Raw genomic sequence first — 22723 nt, 5'->3', positions numbered from 1 at the left:
ATTTACGATTTAATAGATACGCGTACCCATTTAAAATTACTCTATCTCTTTCAATCCCCGGCAAATATAGTCCCTTTTTAAATCGTCGGGTTTATAGACTGTATCATCACATGATAATAAGTCCAGATCCAGCCGGACTATTTCTTGCTTTTTCTCTTCAGGCATCCGCCCCGCTTCCCGTTCAATAGCTTTCAAACAAGAAGTTATTTCCGCCGCATCGTTACTAGAAATAAAACGTGCCACCTGATTGGAAAATAAAGATGAACGCCGGAAATAAAGCGGTTTAGTCTCTTCTTCCGTAGAAAAACGAATACCAGGAAACAGTTCTTTCAACCGCTTCCGCGCCAACGAAAGATTCTCTTTCTGTTGCTGGTTACTACCGATGCTGATTGTATAAACCACTTTCGAAATCAAGAATTTAGACCGACACTTGAACTTTAATCAAAGAAGTCATCCAAACCAGTTTCTGATGCCGATTCAAAATTAACGTCCCCATTATCCTTACAAGGATCGAAACCTTCAGGAAGTTGGAATGTCTCATTTTCATCATATCCCAGTGTCTTGTCTCCAAGCACTTTTACCATATATTTAGACCAGATAGGCAATGCCATAGAAGCACCTTGCCCATGCAGCATAGTATCGAAATGAATATCGCGCTCTTCTCCACCAACCCAGCATCCGGATACCAGTGAAGGAGTAAAGCCCATAAACCAACCATCCGCATTATAGTTAGTTGTTCCGGTCTTACCACCCATATCAGCTTTCACACCCAAACGACGAACACGTCCACCTGTTCCCTCATTAATAACGGCACGAAGCATAACCAACATCTTATAAGCACTGGAAACACTGATAACTTCTTCCATTTCCGGAGAGAACGTAGCTAATACATTTCCGTCATTATCTTCAATGCGAGTTACAAACAGTGGAGCTACACGGATACCTTTATTGGGGAATGCAGTATAAGCACTGACCATTTCTCCTACCGAAATTTCGCAAGGACCAAGACACAAAGAAACTGACGGCACAATTTCACGATTACGCACACCAAAGCTTTCAATCAAACGCTTCAGAGAATATGGGTTGAGCTTACTCATCAGATACGCTGTGATCCAGTTGTCAGAGTTAGCCAATCCCCACTTAACAGTCACCATTTCTCCATAACGTTTAGTATTGGCATTACGGGGCGTCCACGGTTTGCCGTTTTCATCAATTAAAGTATATTCCACATGACGCGCTTCATCACAAGGAGAATAGCCATTCTCCATAGCTAATGTGTAGACATAAGGCTTAATGGTGGACCCCACCTGACGGCGACCTACCATTGCCATATCATATTTAAAATAATGATGATTAGGCCCTCCGACATATGCTTTCACATGCCCATTATGCGGATTCATAGACATAAAACCTGCACGGAGGAAGTGTTTGTAATAGCGGATAGAATCCATAGGTGTCATGATTGTATCCTTTTCACCATTCCAGGTAAATACCGACATTTCTTCAGGTGTATTGAAAGCTTTTTCTATTTGGGCATCCGATGCCCCGGCTTTCTTCATGATACGATAACGGTCGGACTGTTTCATGGTGCGGGTAAGAATTTCATCTACCTGCTCCTGCGTAATTCTATTACTGTAAGGCGCTTTTTTACGTCCTTTCTTTTCTTTGAAGAAATAGCCTTGCAATTCTTTCAGGTGCTCTTCTACCGCCTCTTCTGCATATTGCTGCATACGGGAGTCAATAGTGGTATAAATTTTCAAACCGTCTGTATAAAGATTATATTTAGAGCCATCTTTCTTAGTATTCTTTTCACACCAACCAAACAGAGGATTATTTTCCCAGTCAAGAGAATCTTCATAGAATTTTTGCATCTGCCAACCACGATAATCTCCCTTTACAGGTTTCTTTGCATTCAATACACCACGCAGATATTCGCGGAAGTAAGTTGCCATTCCTTCATTATGGTCAACGCGAGTATATTTCAGAACAAGCGGAAGGGCCTGCAAAGAGTCACATTCTTCCGCTGTGATATATCCGGCTTTACGCATCTGATCAAGCACCACGTTACGACGCCCGCGTGAACGTTCATTATATCGTACTGGATTAAAATAAGATGGATTCTTGCACATACCAACCAATGTGGCGGCTTCTTCCATTTTCAAGTCTTTCGGCTCACAACCAAAGTAAGTGTTGGCCGCAGTCTTAATTCCGACCGCATTGTTCAGGAAGTCAAATTTATTAAGATACATCGTAAGTATCTCTTCCTTGGTATAATAACGTTCCAATTTCACGGCAATCACCCACTCTATGGGTTTCTGAAACAAACGTTCCACTACATTGTCCGCACTGGGCGAATAAAGTTGTTTGGATAATTGTTGTGTAATCGTACTACCTCCACCCGCATTCTTCTGGAACAGCAAACCACGCTTCACGATAGCGCGGAACAATGCGATGGCATCAATTCCGGAATGTTCGGCAAAACGCACATCTTCCGTTGCAATCAATGCGTTGATAATATTGGGAGACAGATCATTATAGCCTACATACACACGATTCTCTTTACTAAATGAATAAGTTCCGAGCACTTTCCCGTCTTCTGAGAAAATTTGTGTAGCAAACTTATAATTGGGGTTTTCCAGATCTTCGACAGGAGGCATATAGCCTATCCAACCTTTTGCAATGGAGAAGAAAACAGTGACACAAGCCAATACTATGACGGCTAAGAATATCCAAAGGATTTTTATGATGTTCTTTATCATGTTTATTACTGTAAATTCACTAAATCAATAAAATAGATTACCTGTAAAAATAACAAGGCAAAGGTACGGAATTATATTGGAACACCCTTATAAATTCTATAGAAAACTCTTAAAACACCACACTTTATCATCGGAAATGCCACACCTTGACGGGCAAAACGCCACACTTCAGCAAGCGCCAAGTGTGGCATTTCGAGTGATGAGGTGTGGCATTTCGGGTGATAAAGTGTGGCATTTGCGGCGATGAGGTGTGGCGTTTGAAACGGTGAAATGCGGCATTTTCCGCCGGGGGAAAGTAAGAAATTAACTCTTTTTTAACACGTTTTTTGCATAGGGAAAGGCCTTTGCTATGCTACTTTTGAACCAAAAAACGCATTTTTTGCTATAGCAACGGCGTTTCCCTGAAAATGGCAAATCGCTATTTTTCAGCATTTTCGCCTAATAAATAGCACTTTTTTCTTAATATTCTTTTATATATATAATAACAACAGCAGAAAAAGAAAAAGAAAAAACACTGCCGCTGCAGCAGATTATTTTAAATAAATTCCGGCATTCATCTCGCCGGATGAACGAACTTTACCCATGGCATTATTTTTTTTCGTTATTTTCTCCCGTCTTTCTTCCGTACTCCGCATCTTTTCCGTACCTTTGAACTCTCGAAAAGAAACAAAATAACGAACGATATGGAAAACAGAAGTTTAGTCACCATTGCCGAGCATAGCAAGGAGAAAATCCTCTACATGATCGAGATGGCGAAGCAGTTTGAAGCCCGTCCCAACCGTAGGCTGCTGGAAGGGAAAGTGGTTGCCACCCTCTTTTTCGAGCCGTCTACCCGCACAAGACTCAGTTTTGAAACAGCAGCCAACCGCTTGGGAGCCCGTGTAATCGGGTTTAGTGACCCCAAAGCAACGAGTTCTTCGAAAGGCGAAACCCTAAAAGATACCATCAAAATGGTGAGCAACTACGCCGATATCATCGTGATGCGGCATCATCTGGAAGGAGCCGCCCGCTATGCCAGCGAAGTAACCACTGTGCCTATCGTCAATGCCGGAGACGGAGCCAACCAGCATCCTTCACAAACGATGCTCGACCTCTACTCCATCTACAAGACCCAGGGTACACTGGAGAACCTGAATATTTTCCTCGTTGGTGACCTCAAATATGGCCGCACCGTACACTCACTGCTGATGGCAATGCGCCACTTCAACCCGACTTTCCACTTCATAGCTCCTGATGAATTGAGAATGCCCGAAGAATACAAAATTTACTGCCGCAATCATGGCATCAAATACGTGGAACATACAGACTTTACGGAAGAAACCATAGCAGATGCCGACATCCTCTACATGACTCGTGTGCAGCGTGAACGCTTCACTGACCTCATGGAGTACGAACGGGTGAAGAACGTTTACATTCTGCGCAACAAGATGCTGGAACATACCCGTCCCAATTTGTGCATTCTGCATCCCCTGCCCCGCGTCAATGAAATCGCTTATGACGTAGACGATAATCCGAAAGCTTACTACTTCCAGCAGGCACAAAATGGTCTGTATGCCCGTGAGGCTATTCTCTGCGATGTATTAGGCATCACACTGGATGATGTGAAAGAATGATTTGACAAGTTTACAATTGAAGTTACATCAGAAAACTATGAGCGAAAAAAAACAAGAATTACAGGTTGCCGCATTAGAAAACGGTACAGTTATCGACCATATCCCCTCTGAAAATCTATTCACTGTAGTCTCTTTGCTGGGACTTGAACACATGAATAACAATATCACCATTGGCTTTAATCTCAAAAGCGGAAAGCTGGGTACTAAAGGTATTATTAAAATTGCGGATAAATTTTTCTGCGATGACGAAATTAATCGTATCGCCGTGGTAGCACCTAATGTGAAACTGAATATTATCCGGGATTATGAAGTGGTGGAAAAACGTGAAGTTAGCCTTCCTGAAGAACTTCGCGGCATTGTAAAGTGTGCTAACCCCAAATGTATCACGAACAACGAGCCCATGGCGACGTTATTCCATGTAGTGGATAAGGAGAATTGTGTGATCCGATGCCATTATTGCGAGAAAGAACAAAACAGGAACGAAATTGAAATAATATAAGAGTTACAAGCTACAAAAGCTACGAGCTACAAGTAGCTACGCAATACTAGCTTTATAGTTATAGTTTGTAGCAACCATCCGAAAGGCACTTGTAGCTTGTAGCTCGTAACTTATAACTCTTTAGTCATGAAACAAGACTGGAAGCCCGGAACAATGATTTACCCGCTTCCTGCCGTATTGGTAAGCTGCGGAAGCACTCCGGAAGAATATAATATATTGACAATTGCATGGACGGGAACGATTTGTACGAACCCGCCCATGTGCTATATTTCAGTACGTCCCGAACGCCACTCCTATGAAATTCTAAAACGGAATATGGAGTTTGTCATTAATCTCACGACCAAAGATATGGCGCGTGCAACGGATTGGTGTGGTGTACGTTCTGGGAAAGACTACAATAAGTTTGAAGAAATGCATCTGACACCGGGAAAAAGTACTGTGGTCAATGCCCCTCTTATTGAAGAATCCCCTTTGTGTATAGAATGCCGTGTAAAGGAAATCATGTCACTTGGCTCGCATGATATGTTTATTGCCGATGTGGTAAACGTGCGTGCCGACGACCGGAACCTAAACCCGGAAACCAGAAAACTGGAGCTGGCGGAAGCTAATCCACTGGTTTACGTACATGGAGGATACTATGAATTGGGTGAAAAGATCGGTAAATTTGGCTGGTCTGTCGAAAAGAAAAGATAGTGATTAATGGTTAGTGATAAGTGATGAACAAAGTTTTGAAAATATTTATCCTGTGCCTTTTGTTTTTCCCCGCTACAACGTGGGGGCAATCTCATCTTGTGCCCGGTACAGCGGTTGAAGAACCACTGAAGAAGCATCACCATGATCGTCCGGTGAACTTCGGTATTAAAGGTGGATTCACCTCTTCCCTCTTTCTTGTATCTAATCTTACATTAAACGGAATCACCATAGACGAGGTGCAGAATAACTACAAGATAGGCTATTTCGGCTCTGTCTTTATGCGTATCAACTTTGAACGTCATTTCCTGCAACCGGAAATATCCTACAATATCAACCGCTGCAATATTACTTTCGAAAAACCTGCCGCAGAGGATGCTCCTTTGGAAATGGCATCTATAACTTCTGAAATCCATAGTGTAGACATTCCTGTGATCTACGGATATAATGTTATTAAGGAGGGTCCCTATAGTCTGGCTGTATTCGGAGGTCCTAAATTTCGTTATATCTGGAATAAAAAGAGCGAAGTTACTTTTGAGAATTTCGACCAGCAGGGAATCAAAGAAAGGCTGCGTCCGCTGAACCTCAGCTTCACCCTTGGAGTAGCCGTTACTATCTCCCGCATTTTCTTCGATTTCCGCTATGACATAGGAGTACATAATATATCCCGCAAAGTAACTTATGATGACGGCGTCGCCGAAGGTGATCCACCCGCCGACGAAATACGTTTCCACCGGCGAGACAATGTTCTTAGCTTTTCCTTTGGAGTATTCTTTTAGAAAGTAAATTTCTGTCTTTTCTGACAGTTTATTCATTTTTTTACCGTAAATTTGTGCGCTTAATAAGAGAACACAGATTTATCAAACTTATCTAAGTAAGCAAAATGAAAAGAGACGATTTAATTTTCGATATCATCGAAAAAGAACATCAACGTCAGCTCAAAGGTATTGAACTGATTGCATCAGAGAATTTTGTAAGTGACCAAGTAATGGAGGCAATGGGCTCCTGTCTCACTAACAAGTATGCAGAAGGTTATCCCGGCAAACGTTACTACGGAGGTTGCGAAGTAGTAGACCAGAGCGAACAAATTGCTATCGACCGCATAAAGGAAATCTTTGGTGCAGAATGGGCTAACGTGCAACCCCACTCAGGCGCACAGGCTAATGCAGCTGTATTCCTTGCTGTATTGAATCCGGGTGACAAATTCATGGGATTGAATCTGGCTCACGGCGGTCACCTCTCACACGGTTCTTTAGTAAATACTTCTGGTATCATCTATACTCCCTGTGAATATAATCTGAATAAGGAAACCGGTCGTGTGGACTATGACCAGATGGAAGAAGTTGCCTTGCGCGAAAAACCAAAGATGATCATCGGTGGTGGTTCAGCATATTCCCGCGAATGGGACTACAAGCGTATGCGCGAAATCGCAGACAAAGTAGGTGCTATCCTGATGATCGATATGGCTCACCCTGCCGGACTGATTGCAGCCGGATTGCTGGAAAACCCTGTGAAGTATGCTCATATCGTTACTTCTACCACACATAAGACTTTGCGTGGTCCCCGCGGTGGTATCATCCTGATTGGCAAAGACTTCCCTAATCCTTGGGGCAAAACAACACCGAAGGGTGAAATCAAGATGATGTCTCAGTTGATCGACTCAGCCGTATTCCCGGGTATCCAAGGTGGTCCGTTGGAACACGTCATTGCATCAAAGGCTGTTGCATTCGGTGAAATTCTGCAACCCGAATTCAAAGAATATGCTGCCCAGGTGAAGAAAAATGCGGCCGTACTGGCACAAGCATTAATCGACCGTGGCTTTACAATCGTTTCCGGTGGTACGGATAATCACTCTATGCTGGTCGACCTGCGTAGCAAATATCCTGATCTCACAGGTAAAATTGCTGAAAAAGCATTGGTATCTGCCGATATCACTGTAAACAAGAATATGGTTCCGTTCGATAGCCGTTCTGCATTCCAGACTTCCGGTATCCGTTTGGGTACTCCTGCCATCACTACTCGTGGCGCCAAAGAAGATCTGATGCTGGAAATTGCAGAAATGATTGAAACGGTTCTGTCCAATGTAGAAAACGAAGCGGTTATTGCCGAAGTTCGCGCACGCGTGAATAAGACAATGGAGAAATATCCGCTGTTCGCATATTAAGAAATTTGTTTTTACGAGTCAGCCGGTTTAGTTTTTCCGGCCGACAAGGTATATACATTTTTGAGAAAAAATGTATATATATGAATGATTAAATATATAGTTAAATTGTAAAATGGTCCGTAGCCTTTGTGATAAAGGCTACGGACCTCTTTTTTTTACGCATTGACACTATTTTTGTTGTATTGAAAGGATACTCCTGCTTGCATTTCCCTATTTTTGGAAACTACATTTATTATTCACTTTAAAACTTTAATTACTATGTCAGAAAACATTGGAGTAGCTACAGGTAAGATTATGCTGAAAATTGTTATCGCTCTTTTTAAAGGTGTATGGAATGTACTGACCTTCGGGTTTAAAGCTTACAAAGGTCACCGGGACAAAAAAGACGCCGAAATGCGTGAACAGTTGAGACAGGTACAAGCAAACAACAATTCCCAAACTATTTAATTCTGCAATACTATGAGTTCAGCAAACAAGAAACACATGCAGGGTGGTATGAACACCACATACAGCAATGTAAATACTGAAGACGAAAGAAACAAAAAAGCGGAAGAACTATTGTTCCAAGCATGGGAAACAGCCGGATATCATGGACAGCCGGATGAAGATTATTATCCTCGAACAGCCCAAGAAACAAGGGACATGGAAGATCTGCTGACACAAGCGGAAGCAGCCATTGATGACCCGTCGGATACCGAACTAATGGAGGTAATGGCTGATACGCGCGAAGTGCTGGAATGGTCCAAACAGCGGCATTGGACATTCGCATGGTGGATCATCATCTGTGTAGCCATTATGGGATGTTATTATTTCTATCAGGCCGGAAGCGAACAGGATTATGTAGCAAAGAGACAGGCTCTGACTGATGAGCAAGTGCAGACTGAACTCAGCGAAGCTATCACCCGGCAACAAAGTTACATTGATAGTTATAGCCAAAAGTTGGCAGTAGATACCATTTCTGAAGAAACACGCAGTCTTTATGAAAAATATATGGAAAATGCCACTGAAGAAATAAAAGAACTGAAAGCATATAATGTGGAAACTTATAAAAAGCACCTGGTAGATCGCGCCGATGCCGGAGTATGGCGTGAAAGATGGGAAGCGATCTGGTGTTTTATCTGGATCGTACTTTATATTTTTGCCTGCCGTCCACGTGGATATATGATTACTAAACGTCGCCGTGAAGACAAAATGGCTACCGGTCTCAAAAAGATATTATTCGGCATTGCAGGAGCTTTAGTGGGTGCTGCCGGCGCTTTATATGTGACCACCACCATAACTAAATGGAGCGATGGAAGTAAAACCCGTGATGATGATAGCATGATTATCTACGCCATGAAGTTCGGTCTTATTGCACTGGCTGTTATTATCGTTCTTTGGGCAGCACGTATTGTTATTGTGATTGCTACACTTCTGGGACTATTGAGAAACTACGACTGGAAACAGTTGGCCAAAGACCCGAAAGCCATGTTGAATGATTTGAAATAAATGGAAAGGGGATGCAAGTAAATACCGGCATCCCCTATTTCTATATTTATACTTTCCGATGGTTAGCTCAATCCTTCTATATTTCCATCTACAATGTCAATGTGCATAGCTTGTGGCTCTTTGGGAAGCCCCGGCATACGCAGAATTTCTCCGGCGATGGCAACAATCATTTCCGCACCGTTATTGATTACAATATCCTTGATATGAAATTCAAAGTTGTTCACCGCACCGTATATTTTTGGATCGGCAGAGAAAGAATATTGTGTTTTGGCAATGCAAACGGGATAATGACCAATGCCCATCTTCTCTATCAATTTGATAATTTTACGTGAATGGATACTGTAAGTTACCACACTGGCACCGTAAAGATTGCAAGCTATCTTCTCTATCTTTTGTTCTACACTGTCATTTTCACTATAACTGAAGTTCAAGGGTTCAGAAGGTTTCTTCTCAATAGTATCCACTACTAGATTAGCGAGCTCCACAGCTCCCTCTCCTCCTTCTGCAAAGGCATTATTGACAGCGAACCCTACACCTAACTTCTCTTCGCAATGCCGGCGGATTGCTTCTACCTCCTCGTCCGTATCACTGGCAAAACGATTGAAGGCAACCAGCACTGTCTGACCGAATGAACGTAGATTGCGTATATGTTTATCGAGATTACCGAAGCCTTGTTGCAATCCTTCCATATTGGGTTCTTTAATACGATCCAGACTGACACCTCCATGCATCTTCAAACCTTGTGCAGTAGCCACAATCACTGTCAGTTTAGGTTGCAATCCACTTTTGCGACATTTGATATTATAAAATTTCTCCGCACCAAGATCGGCACCGAAACCGGCTTCCGTTACAACATAATCTCCGAAAGTCATTGCCATTTTCGTTGCAAGAATAGAGTTACAACCATGCGCAATATTTGCGAAGGGACCACCATGAACAAAAGCTGCCGATCCTTCGGTTGTCTGAACTAAGTTCGGATTGATAGCATCTTTCAGCAGGACAGTGATGGCTCCTGCTACTCCTAACTCTTTCACAGTGAACGGGCAACCATCAAAACGGAAACCAAGGATGATATTCTCAATCCGTCGTTTCAGGTCGTCTATGTCCTTTGCCAGACAAAGAATAGCCATAATTTCGGATGCAGGGGTAATATCAAAGCCGGATTCTTCGGTAATACCGTTCGTACTGGGACCTAAACCGGTGACAATGCTACGCAAAGAGCGGTCGTTCACATCGAGCACGCGCTGCCAGATGATTTCTTTCAACCCGAATCCGTCCGCCTGATGCTGATAAAGATAATTGTCGAGCAATGCAGATATCATATTATGCGCCGAAGTAATGGCATGAAAATCTCCTGTAAAGTGCAGATTTATCTTTTCCATAGGAAGCACCTGGGCATAACCGCCACCTGCCGCTCCACCCTTCATGCCGAAACAAGGTCCTAACGAAGGTTCACGCAAAGCGACGATGGCTTTCTTGCCGATCTTATTCAACCCCAATGCCAGACCGATGGAAACCGTAGTCTTACCAATACCTGCTTTGGTAGCAGTAATAGCAGTTACCAAAATCAGGTTACTTTTCTTCACTTTTTCTTCATCAATCAGATGTGTAGGGATCTTAGCAATATACCGTCCGTAGTTTTCTACTTCTTCACGTGGAATACCTACATTCTCGGCTACCTGCTTAATCTTCTTCAGCTCTATGCTGCGGGCTATTTCAATGTCTGATTTCATACAGAGAACTTCTTTAAATAAAACTTTCTTTTTGAAAGCTACAAAAGTACGAAAAAGAGTGCAGATAGCAAGATTTTAGGGAAAGAAAGCCTCTGTTATCTTATTCAAGTGTCAAAGCAATACCTTCGACACGGTCTGAATTCGAGTCTCCCGGTTCGACCATATTGAAAGAACGCGTTCCGTCAGGCAGTGGAGCGAAATAAAGAGTATAATCGGCCTCTCCACTTTCCGGCATATAGAATTTCTCCCCTAAAGGAATACCTTCCGAACGAAGAACCGGACATACAGTTCCATTGTCCGCTACTAACTGGATATTCTTCATAATTTGTATCCAATATTTGGGTATATAATAGGCACGAATCCGCAAGATCGTAGCAGTATCCGTCAACACTACCTGGCGGATTTCAGGAATATCGTTATTGCTTTTCTTCACCGTCGGGAAGTTCACCACTTTATGTCCATTCTCTTCCCCTAAACTCATCACATATTCGTTTGCATTCAGCAGGCGGCGGAGTTTTCGTTTCAGGCTCTGTTTCCCGTATCCGAACCATTTTTCCACAATGCGTCCTTCAGGTGAAATAAGGACATAATTTGGAATTCCACGTACTCCGTATTTGGCATATAATCCATTACTTCCTTTCAAGTCACTCAGATTCTGCCAAGTCATTTCATGGGTTTTAGAAGCTGCTTCCCACCCCTTCTTGGTATCAATGCTCAGACTTACTATCGTCAAGCGATCTTTGTACATCTCAGCCACTTCCTTCATTTCGGGTAGAGCCATAAGACACGGACCGCAACCACGACTCCAGAAATCCAACATGATATATTTACCTTTAAAATCAGCCAAGTGGTGTACATTTCCCTCCAGGTCGTACAAATCAGCATCTGCCATTTCATCACCCACTTCCACTACTTGGGGAGGAAAGAGATATGTATATGTATCCATTGCCCAAGAGGTTTGTTTTTTCTCATCGGCCAGTCCTTCATACAGAGCAATCACTTCTTCTTTATAGGGATAATTTTCAGTATACTTAGCCGACATTGCCAACTTTCTCAACTGCTCCAGCCAAATATCGTCAACAGGAATCTGCTTCATGCGTTTTATAGTGTTGGCATCAATACAGATACTAATCTTATCCTCTACCTTCCGCAAACTGTCAACTTGTGCACGTATCATCTGTCTTTCTTCGTCCACCGCACTCTCTGCATACTTCCGGCGGTATGCACGCTGCAATAAAGCATTGCGCTGATATTCATTCCACAATTCGCGTGAGTCGTTTATAAAAGCCTGATTAGCCACTTGTTCCGGAACAGTGCTTTTCACATCCCAAGTTCGTATCAGTGTGTTTTCACCGCTTATCTGTATATTATCTCCCGGACGAACCCAAAGCCTTAAGCTCATAGAAGGAAACTTGTCACTTCTTCCCATCATGTCCACTATTTCGGTTTCATTTCCCAATGTTTCTGCCTGGAAACGAAAATGTCCGTTACGAATCGTATCAACACCGATACTGTTGCCCACATTTCCATCTAAACGAAACAAGGTGACTAAAGTTCCGTCTTCTACATTCTTTACCTGTCCTTCTATTGTAAAAGTCCCTTGAGCTTGTGCTGTCCAAACACTTGCTGATAAGAATAACATCGCAATCCCTTTTCTCATATATGTATTGTTTGGTTATAAAATTATATATCTGCCCACAAAACTATATGATTCCACCGAGATTAGCAAGTGAATTACGACTATTTCGTAATTTACAGTAATATAATAGTTTGAAAATTGATTAGGGATTAGTAATAAGCGATTAGTCTCCTTGCGGCATTATAGCGCAGCACTAATCACTTATCACTAACCCCTAATCACTTATTACAACGCTTTTTTGTATAAATCCAGAATAATCTCCTTCGTCACCTCGCGAGGATTACCCGGTGTACAAACATCGGCAATAGCAGCCGTAGCCAGCTTATCGAGATCGCTTTCCTTGATACCCAATTCAGAAAGGTGTTGCGGAATACCTACTCTTACTGACAGTGCTCTCACCGCATCTACGGCAGCACGTGCAGCCTCTTCCTGGCTCATTCCTTCTTTATATACTGTCATCGCCTTAGCAATTTCCACATACTTATCAAGCGCAGCAGGAGCATTGAACTCCATAATGATAGGCAGCAACAACGCATTAGCCACACCATGAGGTATATCGAAAATAGCACCCAACGGATGTGCCATGCCGTGAACAACGCCCAAACCTACATTAGAGAAAGCCATACCTGCAATATATTGCGCTACCGCCATACCATTACGCGCCTCTGCATTCGTCGGCTCAAACACAGCCGTTTCCAGATAACGGGTAATCATTTCGATAGCTTTAATTTCAAACATATCGCTCATTTCCCAAGCTCCCTTAGTAATCAGACCTTCAATAGCATGTGTCAATGCATCCAATCCCGTAGAAGCGGTCAGCCCTTTAGGCAAAGTGTACATCAATTCGGCATCTACAATGGCGATGGCAGGAATATCATTCGGATCTACACATACCATCTTCTTTTCATTCACTTCGTCGGTAATCACGTAGTTAATGGTTACCTCGGCAGCCGTTCCCGCTGTAGTAGGCAGAGCAATGATAGGTACGGATTTCTTCTGAGTCGGCGCCACTCCTTCCAGAGAAACCACATCACTGAATTCCGGATTATTAGTGATAATGCCGATAGCTTTTGATGTATCGATGGAAGAACCACCACCAATAGCCAGAATAAAATCGGCACCGGATTCTGCAAACGCTTTCACACCTGCATTTACATTACTAACCGTAGGATTTGGTTTAATATCGCTGAATACAACATAGGGTATACCTGCCTTATCCAGTACGGAAAGCACCTTGTCGGCTACACCAAATTTAATCAGATCTTTGTCGGTAGATACAAAGGCTTTTTTCAAGCCGAGACGTTTAATTTCCTGTGGGAGCACTTCGCGGGCACCCGGTCCGAAGTAGGATACTTCGTTCAAGACGAATCTGTTAATCATAATACGATAATTTAGGTTCCGCAGTGTCATTTTGAGATTAAGTGTGCGGAAGGTTGATACTTCATTTTGTTCCGACAAAATTAAGAAATATAGAGGAGGAAGGGGCAAAAGATTCTGATTTTTTTAATGTGTATTATGCTGGTGGGAGTGAGAGTACTTTTCTTTTGTCTCAAGACAAAAGAAAAGATACCAAAAGAAAAATTACAGAAAGCCCTTACGTTCGGCATCCTCAAGCAAGCTTGCGGCTGCTCTCACTAAAACGGGCTTTTCAAGGCTGCACTTCCGGGGCTACTTCGGTAGCATTTCCAGCTAAAGGGCAGGAACTCGCTACGCTCAAACAGCCTGCCCTTCTTAACGCTGAAAATACGACCTGCGCTTGACGCCCCTACAGTGAGGCCGGGGGACCATGCGGCGTATGGTGGGATGGAATTGATTGTTTTTTCTGATCGGGGTTGAGGTAAATACGGATTTTTGAAACGCTATCCAATAGAATCATTATAGAATGATAATAGATTTGGTTATATTTGCATCTTGATTATAAGTAACAGATTACAAATCATTAATCAGTAAACAATGAGATTCAGCAACGTAAGATTATTAGTAAAAGACTTCGCCAAATGCTTCAAATTCTATACAGAACAACTCGGATTAGAATCCGCTTGGGGAGATGAAACTAGCGGATACGCCTATTTTAAAGTGGCCGACGGAATAGAAGGCCTTGCCCTTTTTGCTTCCGATTCAATGACACCTTCAGTAGGCAATGAAGATAAGCAACAGCCTGTTGCGATGCGTGAAAAATCAATGCTCGCATTCTGTGTAGATAATGTAGACGAAACCTTTGTTGCCCTAAAAGCCAAGGGTGTAACGTTTATCAATGAACCTACGGATATGCCCGATTGGGGTATGCGTAGCGTGTACCTGCGCGATCCCGAAGAAAATCTGATAGAACTCTCTACCCCTCTTGCTGTGGAACAATTTAGCCAGGAACTCCTCGAAGAAGATAAGAAATTTTAGCGCAGTGCCGGAGTAGCACCGGAGACGTAGCCGGGGTCCCTTTCTTTTTGGTATCTTTTTCTTTCGGGACAAGCCGAAAGAAAAAGTACACACACACAACATTACTTAAACCTCGACGTATCCACCTCCTCCCTCTTCTTCTCCCTATATCCTCCGAACTTATACGTAAACGACACCCCGATTTCCCTGAAACAAGCATAATCATTCGTCACGTTCTGCGTACCAAAGCGGATACGTGGTTTTATCTGTCCCGTCTCAAAGATATCATTGCAATAAAGATTCAGAATAGCCTTTCCTTTGGCAAAACCATACCGCAAAGCAGCATTTACATACCCTGAAGACGGTAAATCATAAATTCCCTGAGTCGCTTTACTACGAGCCATTCCCGTCAGTGTCAGCTTCAGATCAGGCTTCTTAGAAAGAGTGAAAGTATTTGTCAGTACGGCAATACCATAACAAATATTCCGATTAAAAGGAATATCCCAGAAATCATCATCCTTCTCATGATGCCATACACCAATCAAAGTTAAACGAGAATTCAACCATTGCTTTATATCAAAAGGTATAGAAGCCTGTACTCCTGCCTGTTGTTGGTAATTAAAATTCAAATGTTTATAGATTTCCACCAGACGTTCAGAAGATTGATAAAGAGTCTGGGTAGAGTAATCTTTCGTATGGGTAAACCATGCACTAAAGATATATTTACTCTTCAAAATATGTGTCAGTTGAAGTTGATATTCCTGAGCTGGTTTCAGGAACGGGTTCCCATGTATTTCAGAATATCCACCGCCCAGATAAGAGATAGCGTCCTGCACTGCCCAATAATCAGGATAGTCCTTATCGCTGCTCAAAGCCAATTGCCAAACATAGCCGGGGGCAGGCATATAACTCAGATTAATGGTAGGATACCAGTCCCACTGATTCCATACCGGCGTCTTGTAATGTTCCACGGCAAGCGAAGCATCCAGAGAAAGTTTATCACCGAAACTTTTATTGAAACCCGCATAGAAGTTCAAAGTTTGTTCACGACGGCGGGATTGCATATTATCGGGAATACCTGTGCTCACACCTGCCTTTGTTCCCGCATCCTTCTCCGTATCATAATAGTATTGATAACTATGGTCGATACTGGTAGTATAAACGGCACCATAATTCAATCCCCATCCACGACCCAGCTTATGCTCCTGGGCAAGGAAGAATTTCCAGCGATTGATGCGCTGACAGTCTTCGGTATAAAAGGCCAGTTCTTCGCCTTGCATGCTGCTATGCAATAACTGATCGGACGGAGAACGGTAATAAGTCAGTTCAGCACCGGCTTTCAATCCGAAAGGCGCACGGTAATCCAGACGTCCGTTGTGCAGCCAATCGGTGCTGTTGCTACGGGTGTTGGACTGCTGCGTACCGTAAATATCCATCAGGCTGTGGTAAGTCGAATAACTTCCATTATAAACAAAACTCAGCTGATGGTCCTTGGCAATATTGTAATCCGCCCCTACCCGGAAACTATGGGTATGTGAACGGCTCCGGCCCATCTCATCGGTTGTGATGTGATGAACCGAACCGTCCGCCAGAGAGTGCATAGCTTCTTTATCGGTTAAAGAATATCCCCGTCCGTGGTTGTGTGAGTAAAGAAAATCCGCTGAGAATTTATTTCCGTTATAGATCAGGCTGGCACGTTCGTTGAAGCCCTCGCAATGTTTCTGATTATATTTGCCATAAAGCTCTCCCTGCCAGGAAGACGGGCCTCCGGTGCTTTGTTTCAATGTGATATTGATAAGTGCACCCCGCACCTGATAGCGTGCCGGAGCATTGTACATCACTTCCGCCTTCTCAATGCGACTGGACGGGATGCTTTTCAATAAAGAATAAAGCTGTTCGGTACTCATGGTGGTAACTTTGCCATCCAATATTACAGTTACCCCCTGCCCTGCCAACATCAGCCCGCCATTCATCTCGGTTACGCCCGGCAGTTCCTTCACAGCGTCATAAGCATTATCTACGGGCAGATTACCGATAAGACGCGGAAGATCGTACACCAGTTTACCTTGCTCCGCTTTCACGATGGGACGTTGTCCGGTAATCATTACTTCAGGAAGAGATTGGTAAAGACTGTCCAGCTGCTTGTCTTGTGTCATAATACTGTCCGCACTGAGCGTCCGTTCGCTCTCTACATCCGTACTCTTTGTTATTTCCTGAGCGGAAACTCCTGCACTCAATGCACATAGCATCAGGGAAAGATAGTAATAAGACTTCATCTTCATTTGTTTTAGATACGACATAAATGTGTTCAGACTTAGAGATGACTGGGTGTCAACCTTGGTTGACAGGTCGATCAACCTTGGTTGACAGATCCGTTAGCCTTGGTTGACAGGCCGGTTGACCTTGGTTGACACCCAATCATGCAAGGGAGTGAACAGGATTATCCTTATAGCTTTTGCCTAAAATGCCTCATACAAAGCGAATCATCCCTTAATCTCTTGCGCTGCAAAGTACGGTGAAATCTTCCGGACTTTGTGTTATCCGGAACTTACGTAGTCTTATCTAGTGTTATCAGAAGTGTTATTTAGTCTTACCGTCCATACATGTACCGGTTATCTTTCCTATCTTTGTATGCATAACAATACAAGAGCTACATGAAACTGCCATTCAAACCTATTGCTATATTAGTTATAATTTCTCTGCTGGGTATCTTCATTTACCAGGCATACTGGATCACGGGGCTATACAAAACAATGAAGCACGAACTGGAACAAAGCATCGTGGAAGCCATGCGCATGAGCGATTATAATGAAATGATGCTTCGTGTAAAGGAGATGCAAAAAGAAAATAAAGCCCACGGTTCCGTAGAGGTTTCAGCAGGATACAATTCCGATTCCGGAAAATCATTTGTCCGCAGCAGTACAACTGTTAACCAAACAGATAGTGCCGGAAGCCGTTCACTTTTAAAAGACGGTATCCCTATGAAGTATGACAGCGTCTCAGTGAGTTACCCAAATGACTCGACAAGAGATATCCTTTTCACACGGGGACAGGAAGGCACAAATATTTCAGTCTGGGCAGAAAGAGATTCAGTAAAAGAGGTCCTGGAAGATACAGTGCTTAATGAGGATGAACCTCGGGCTTCTTTAAGAGCCGAAGGTGGAATAGACATGATGCTGCGTGACCAAAGCAGTATGGTGGAACTTGCCACTTTCATCCAGCGTGGAATGCACTCGGGACTGGACATTTTTATAGAACCTGATATAGCCGTTTATGACAGTCTGCTGAATACCTATCTGCAAGAACGGGGGCTTAAACTTCCCTACCGATTGGAGCGCCTTCATTCCGGTACCGATCTGGACTCAACGCTGGTTTACACTGATACGCTCGCCATTGTCGGGACTCCCGGATACATACCCAGTGAAAAAGCAAAACAATATAATTATGCTTTCGACATTCACTCCAATCAAAGTTACCGCCTCACTATAGAACCTATTTATAAGATTGTATTGCGGCAGATGAGCGGCATTCTTACCACATCATTCGTTATCCTTATTATATTGGGTTTCTCCTTCTGGTTTCTTATCCGCACCATTTTGCGGCAGAAAACACTGGAAGAGATGAAGAGCGACTTTACCAACAACATCACCCACGAGCTCAAAACACCTATTGCCGTGGCGTATGCCGCCAACGACGCTTTGCTTAATTTTAATCTGGCAGAAGACAAGCAACAACGGGATAAGTATCTGGGTATCTGCCAGGAACAGTTACAGCGATTAAGCGGACTGGTGGAACAAATTCTCTCCATGAGTATGGAACGCCGTAAAACCTTCCGTCTGCATCCGGAGACGCTCAGCTTGCACGATCTGTTCCCGGCACTCATCGAACAGCATAAGCTGAAAGCGGGCAAGCCTGTAGAAATCAATCTCGACATTACACCGGAAGACCTGACAATCATTGCCGACCGTACACACTTTAGTAATATTCTGAGTAACCTGATAGATAATGCCATCAAATACTCTCCGGATAAAGCAGACATAATGATCTGTTGCCGGAAAAAGGAAACGGAACAAGTGGAAATCTCAGTTACAGACCACGGTATTGGTATCCCTACGGATAAACAGGCTCACATTTTCGACAAATTCTATCGGGTTCCGACAGGAAATATCCACAATACCAAAGGCTACGGACTGGGGCTTTTCTATGTAAAGACAATGGTAGAAAAGCACGGTGGCATTGTAACCGTACGAAGTGAAGCGGGAAAAGGAAGTACTTTTACAATAAGAATCTGAATAACATTGCTTATTATGAAAATGAATCAAGATATGGACAAAATCAAGGTACTGCTGGTTGAGGATGAACAAACCCTCGCCATGATTATCAAAGATACGCTGGAAGGCCAGAACTTCATCATCCATACTGCTGCCGATGGCGAGGAAGGTCTGCGTATGTTCTTCGACTTACGCCCTGATGTACTGGTAGCAGATGTTATGATGCCCCGTATGGATGGTTTTGAAATGGTACGCCACATCCGTCAAACCGACAAACGAACTCCGGTACTTTTTCTCACTGCCCGTTCTTCCATCAATGATGTGGTAGAAGGCTTTGAACTCGGGGCCAACGACTATCTGAAAAAGCCTTTCGGCATGCAGGAACTTATTGTACGCATTAAAGCGCTGGCGGGCAAAGCATTTACATTCAAAGAAGAACCGAAGAAGAAAGAAACCTGTTTCGAGATAGGCGATTACCATTTCAACTCTGTCACACAGATATTGTCCCATACCGGAATAGAGCAGGAACTCTCCCACCGCGAGGCCGAAATCCTGAAACGCCTGTGCGAAAACCGTAATCAGGTAGTGAATACCCGGAATATCCTGCTCGATCTTTGGGGGGACGACAGTTTCTTCAATTCGCGCAGCCTGCACGTGTTCATCACTAAATTACGACATAAACTTTGTAAAGACGAACGTATCCGCATTGTCAATGTCCGAGGGATCGGATACAAACTTATCATCAACTGAAACTTCCGTTAACGCATAACGATTTATGAAAAAACTATTCATCATTCTGTTCCTTCTCACTGTTTCCTTTCGCATTGCCGCACAAAACGAGCAAACAAAGGACAGCACATTATTGAATCGTTTTCCCACGGAAATGGGAAAAGAACCGTTGTCTCCTCCCCCCGGAACAGCTGCCGCTCCCAATCGGGACATGTCGGTAAAGACTTCTCTCAGCATGGATAGCACAGACTTACGCATCATTCTTCCGACTTATTATCCCAACTTTCCGTGGATGGATATTAGAATGGGAAAGATGGTCAGCAGTTACGATCCTTTCGTGATGGATTACGAGCATTACGGTGCTTTTCAGCTTTCACCCAATAGTATATTGAGCACATTCAGTACCTACAATACTTACCCTACAATGGGAACAATTATCCAGGCAGGTGCCGATTTTATATATCGTCCCAACGAACGTTGGGAACTAACAGGGGGTATGTATACAGCCAAATACACCATGCCATCGCGTATGCACGGTGCTCAATTCGACATCGGATTGGATGCTTCCGCCGCCTATCGCATTAATGATTTCATGCGCATCCGCTTCTTCGGGCAATATTCGGGTTTCGGCAAACAGAACTCACTGAACGGATATATGAGTCCAATGTATCCACAAAGCCACTACGGTGCTGTTCTAGAAATGAAAGTCAATGATTATCTGGAAATACAAGGAGGCGTGGAACGAGTGTACAATGCTTCGAAGATGAAGTGGGAAACAGTACCGATATTTAGTCCAGTGATTCATCTCAATAGAAAAAAGAAATAGAAAAACGGGCTGCATTTCCACATGAGATACAGCCCGTTCATTTACCGGTTAGAGAGGAACAAATAGATTGCTTATAAAACCAATTCAATTATTTACGCTCCAAAGATAACAACAATACTCAAATATCAGCATATAATATACAAGTTTTATTTTAATAAATGCTATATATTTCCATAATTCATACTTATTTCTTATATTCGCCATTAAATAAAGACCATTAAGTGATGAAATATACAGGACTAATCATACTTTTCTGTCTTCTTTCTTTCAGGGTAAATGCCCAGAATGAAGTACCCGCTGACAGTGTTCGCAGTATGAATATGCCGGCAACAAAGAATTTTGATGGATTCCTTTTGGATATGAACCTGATGAAAATGGCAGCTCCCCAAATGCCCAAAATGACTTTAGACATTCCCGATGCCAGCAAAGATTATAGTTTTCTGTTTCGCTTGGACCCGAATGTGACCTACTCACAAGGCTACTCACACTTATTTAGTTTAGGTAGCTCCACCATATACAGTATGAACCCTTTTGGACTGACAGGTTTCGGATCATCTCCCCAAAACCTGCAAATGGGAAGTTTCCGGCTGAAGAATGGAATGCGCATCAATACTTATGGAGAGTATGACAAGGACGGACGGAAAGTCCCTAATCCTTCTGCCCTGCCGTGGGAACGGAATAACTTCAAAGGCGCTTTCGAACTGAAGTCGGCAAACGGATCATTCGGAATTAGAATCGAAGTACAACAAGGAAGGAATGGACCTTACTAAAAAAGACTACAGTCAAGGGATTATATACTGAAATAATATGAATATGAAGAAAAAAGTATTGGTAATAGGTGCCAATGGCTTCACAGGACGCCGGATATTGAATGATTTGTCACGCAATGACGAGTATATAGTAACAGGTTGTTCTCTGCATGACGACATTGCTCCCGATTCCGGGAATTATCGTTTCATCAGTGCAGACATCTGCCAGATGGGGGAACAAAGCGCATTGTTCCGGGAAGTACGCCCGAATATAGTGATCAACACGTCCGCATTATCCGTTCCTGATTATTGCGAAGCACACCGTGAGGAGGCAGACAGTATCAATGTCAATGCTGTGGGACAATTGGCATTCCGATGCGAAGCATCCGCTGCACGCTTTATACATCTATCTACTGACTTTGTATTTAATGGAGATACAGGGCAGCTTTATACAGAAGAAGATACTCCTGATCCCGTCAACTATTATGGGGCAACCAAACTGAAAGGTGAAAAACGGGTAGCTGAGCTCTGTAGCAATTATGCCATCGCACGTGTGGTAGTGGTCTATGGTGCCGCCCTGCCGGGGCAACACGGGAATATTCTGCAATTGGTAGCCAATCGTTTAAGAAATAATGAAGAAATACGGGTGGTTTCCGACCAGTGGCGCACGCCAACCTATGTAGGCGATGTTTCTCAAGGAATAGAGAAACTGATAAATCATCCCAATAATGGCATTTATCACATCTGTGGCTCGGAATGTCTGACTATAGCCGATATTGCTTATCGTGTAGCAGATACGTTGAATCTGGATTATTCATTAATTCTGCCAGTCACTACCAAGCAAATGGGAGAAACAACTCCCCGTCCCCGTTTCAGCGGATTAAGCATTGAAAAAGCACGCAGAGAACTGGGATACCAACCACATACTCTGGAAGAAGGAATAAAACTAATGTTCAATCTTTAAATAACGTGAGTTCGATATAAGATAGTAAAATATTAGTCTGATTATTAGGAGAATAGCGATAAAAGTATTAAATTTATAGTGTCAAATTATAACATTTAAAACAATTACCGCTATGTTCTCAGAGGCTAAAGTTACAGAAATATATTGTTTGGCAGATGATTTCTGCCAAGAATTTGCATTGCAACAAGAAAAATATATGATTGAAGAGAAATCGCCCGTTCATAAG

20 protein-coding genes and 1 pseudogene are annotated in these 22723 nt (G+C 43.1%); 15 read left to right on the top strand and 6 right to left on the bottom strand.

Annotated elements, in window-relative coordinates; all coding sequences use genetic code 11:
- Window positions 1-36: 36 nt before the first annotated feature.
- Together BN161_RS15830 and BN161_RS15825 are read right to left on the bottom strand one after the other, a co-directional pair.
- Entirely contained in the window at window positions 37-402 is a 366-nt protein-coding gene (locus BN161_RS15830) for a 2-amino-4-hydroxy-6-hydroxymethyldihydropteridine diphosphokinase (protein ID WP_044268010.1), read from the bottom strand.
- Window positions 403-437: 35 nt separating this feature from the next.
- Complete coding sequence (locus BN161_RS15825; RefSeq protein WP_044267948.1) at window positions 438-2759, bottom strand: transglycosylase domain-containing protein; 2322 nt, start codon at window positions 2757-2759, stop codon at window positions 438-440.
- 683 nt (window positions 2760-3442) lie between these two features.
- On the opposite strand from BN161_RS15825, the gene pyrB reads away from it, so the two are divergent.
- The 7 genes from pyrB to BN161_RS15790 all read left to right on the top strand — a co-directional run bounded on the left by pyrB (window position 3443) and on the right by BN161_RS15790 (window position 9213).
- Window positions 3443-4372, top strand: a complete 930-nt coding sequence (gene pyrB / locus BN161_RS15820) for an aspartate carbamoyltransferase (protein WP_044267946.1) — start codon at window positions 3443-3445, stop codon at window positions 4370-4372.
- Between the two features lie 37 nt (window positions 4373-4409).
- Window positions 4410-4871 (top strand): aspartate carbamoyltransferase regulatory subunit, encoded by a 462-nt coding sequence (pyrI, locus tag BN161_RS15815; RefSeq protein ID WP_007214025.1) that lies wholly within the window; start codon window positions 4410-4412, stop codon window positions 4869-4871.
- 126 nt (window positions 4872-4997) lie between these two features.
- Window positions 4998-5564: a flavin reductase family protein gene (locus BN161_RS15810; RefSeq protein WP_044267943.1), complete on the top strand. Its 567-nt coding sequence runs from the start codon at window positions 4998-5000 to the stop codon at window positions 5562-5564.
- Between the two features lie 23 nt (window positions 5565-5587).
- A complete protein-coding gene (locus tag BN161_RS15805; RefSeq protein ID WP_044267940.1) occupies window positions 5588-6340 on the top strand; it encodes a porin family protein in 753 nt (250 codons plus the stop codon).
- Window positions 6341-6444: 104 nt separating this feature from the next.
- Window positions 6445-7725, top strand: coding sequence for a serine hydroxymethyltransferase (gene glyA, locus BN161_RS15800; RefSeq protein WP_044267937.1), 1281 nt, complete (start codon window positions 6445-6447; stop codon window positions 7723-7725).
- Window positions 7726-7983: 258 nt separating this feature from the next.
- The gene (locus BN161_RS15795) at window positions 7984-8172 is read left to right on the top strand and encodes a hypothetical protein (protein ID WP_029328575.1); all 189 of its coding nucleotides are present in this window, start codon (window positions 7984-7986) and stop codon (window positions 8170-8172) included.
- A 12-nt stretch (window positions 8173-8184) separates the two neighbouring features.
- A complete protein-coding gene (locus tag BN161_RS15790) occupies window positions 8185-9213 on the top strand; it encodes a hypothetical protein (RefSeq protein WP_044267933.1) in 1029 nt (342 codons plus the stop codon).
- 62 nt (window positions 9214-9275) lie between these two features.
- Here the strand turns inward: BN161_RS15790 and BN161_RS15785 are convergent, their stop codons facing one another.
- From BN161_RS15785 to fucO, 3 genes are all read right to left on the bottom strand, one after another.
- Window positions 9276-10946 carry a formate--tetrahydrofolate ligase gene (locus BN161_RS15785; RefSeq protein WP_007214018.1) on the bottom strand — a complete coding sequence of 557 codons (1671 nt, stop codon included), beginning with the start codon at window positions 10944-10946 and terminating at the stop codon, window positions 9276-9278.
- 100 nt (window positions 10947-11046) lie between these two features.
- Window positions 11047-12606, bottom strand: a complete 1560-nt coding sequence (locus tag BN161_RS15780; RefSeq protein ID WP_044267927.1) for a TlpA disulfide reductase family protein — start codon at window positions 12604-12606, stop codon at window positions 11047-11049.
- Window positions 12607-12810: 204 nt separating this feature from the next.
- A complete protein-coding gene (gene fucO / locus BN161_RS15775) occupies window positions 12811-13965 on the bottom strand; it encodes a lactaldehyde reductase (RefSeq protein ID WP_007214009.1) in 1155 nt (384 codons plus the stop codon).
- Between the two features lie 53 nt (window positions 13966-14018).
- Here fucO and BN161_RS30140 point away from each other — a divergent pair, with 53 nt between their 5' ends.
- Together BN161_RS30140 and BN161_RS15765 are read left to right on the top strand one after the other, a co-directional pair.
- Window positions 14019-14345, top strand: a complete 327-nt coding sequence (locus tag BN161_RS30140; RefSeq protein WP_209441906.1) for a hypothetical protein — start codon at window positions 14019-14021, stop codon at window positions 14343-14345.
- A 193-nt stretch (window positions 14346-14538) separates the two neighbouring features.
- Entirely contained in the window at window positions 14539-14979 is a 441-nt protein-coding gene (locus BN161_RS15765; protein ID WP_044267924.1) for a VOC family protein, read from the top strand.
- Window positions 14980-15080: 101 nt separating this feature from the next.
- On the opposite strand, the gene BN161_RS15760 is transcribed toward BN161_RS15765, so the two are convergent.
- On the bottom strand, window positions 15081-17234 hold the full coding sequence (locus tag BN161_RS15760) for an outer membrane beta-barrel family protein (RefSeq protein ID WP_044268004.1): 2154 nt from the start codon (window positions 17232-17234) through the stop codon (window positions 15081-15083).
- Window positions 17235-17612: 378 nt separating this feature from the next.
- Here BN161_RS15760 and BN161_RS15755 point away from each other — a divergent pair, with 378 nt between their 5' ends.
- The 6 genes and pseudogenes from BN161_RS15755 to BN161_RS30595 form a co-directional block, all read left to right on the top strand.
- Entirely contained in the window at window positions 17613-19250 is a 1638-nt protein-coding gene (locus BN161_RS15755) for a sensor histidine kinase (RefSeq protein WP_044267922.1), read from the top strand.
- A 33-nt stretch (window positions 19251-19283) separates the two neighbouring features.
- Window positions 19284-19979, top strand: coding sequence for a response regulator transcription factor (locus tag BN161_RS15750; RefSeq protein WP_044268001.1), 696 nt, complete (start codon window positions 19284-19286; stop codon window positions 19977-19979).
- A 25-nt stretch (window positions 19980-20004) separates the two neighbouring features.
- Entirely contained in the window at window positions 20005-20784 is a 780-nt protein-coding gene (locus tag BN161_RS15745; protein WP_044267920.1) for a hypothetical protein, read from the top strand.
- 224 nt (window positions 20785-21008) lie between these two features.
- Window positions 21009-21554 (top strand): hypothetical protein, encoded by a 546-nt coding sequence (locus tag BN161_RS15740; RefSeq protein WP_044267918.1) that lies wholly within the window; start codon window positions 21009-21011, stop codon window positions 21552-21554.
- Window positions 21555-21597: 43 nt separating this feature from the next.
- Window positions 21598-22497 (top strand): SDR family oxidoreductase, encoded by a 900-nt coding sequence (locus BN161_RS15735; RefSeq protein WP_022209280.1) that lies wholly within the window; start codon window positions 21598-21600, stop codon window positions 22495-22497.
- Window positions 22498-22609: 112 nt separating this feature from the next.
- A pseudogene (locus BN161_RS30595) lies at window positions 22610-22723 on the top strand (IS982 family transposase); the annotation flags it as partial.

Source organism: Bacteroides timonensis (assembly GCF_000513195.1).
Lineage (GTDB): Bacteria > Bacteroidota > Bacteroidia > Bacteroidales > Bacteroidaceae > Bacteroides > Bacteroides timonensis.
Note: the sequence above shows the minus strand (reverse complement) of the source record. Positions and strands in the feature narration are given on the sequence as shown.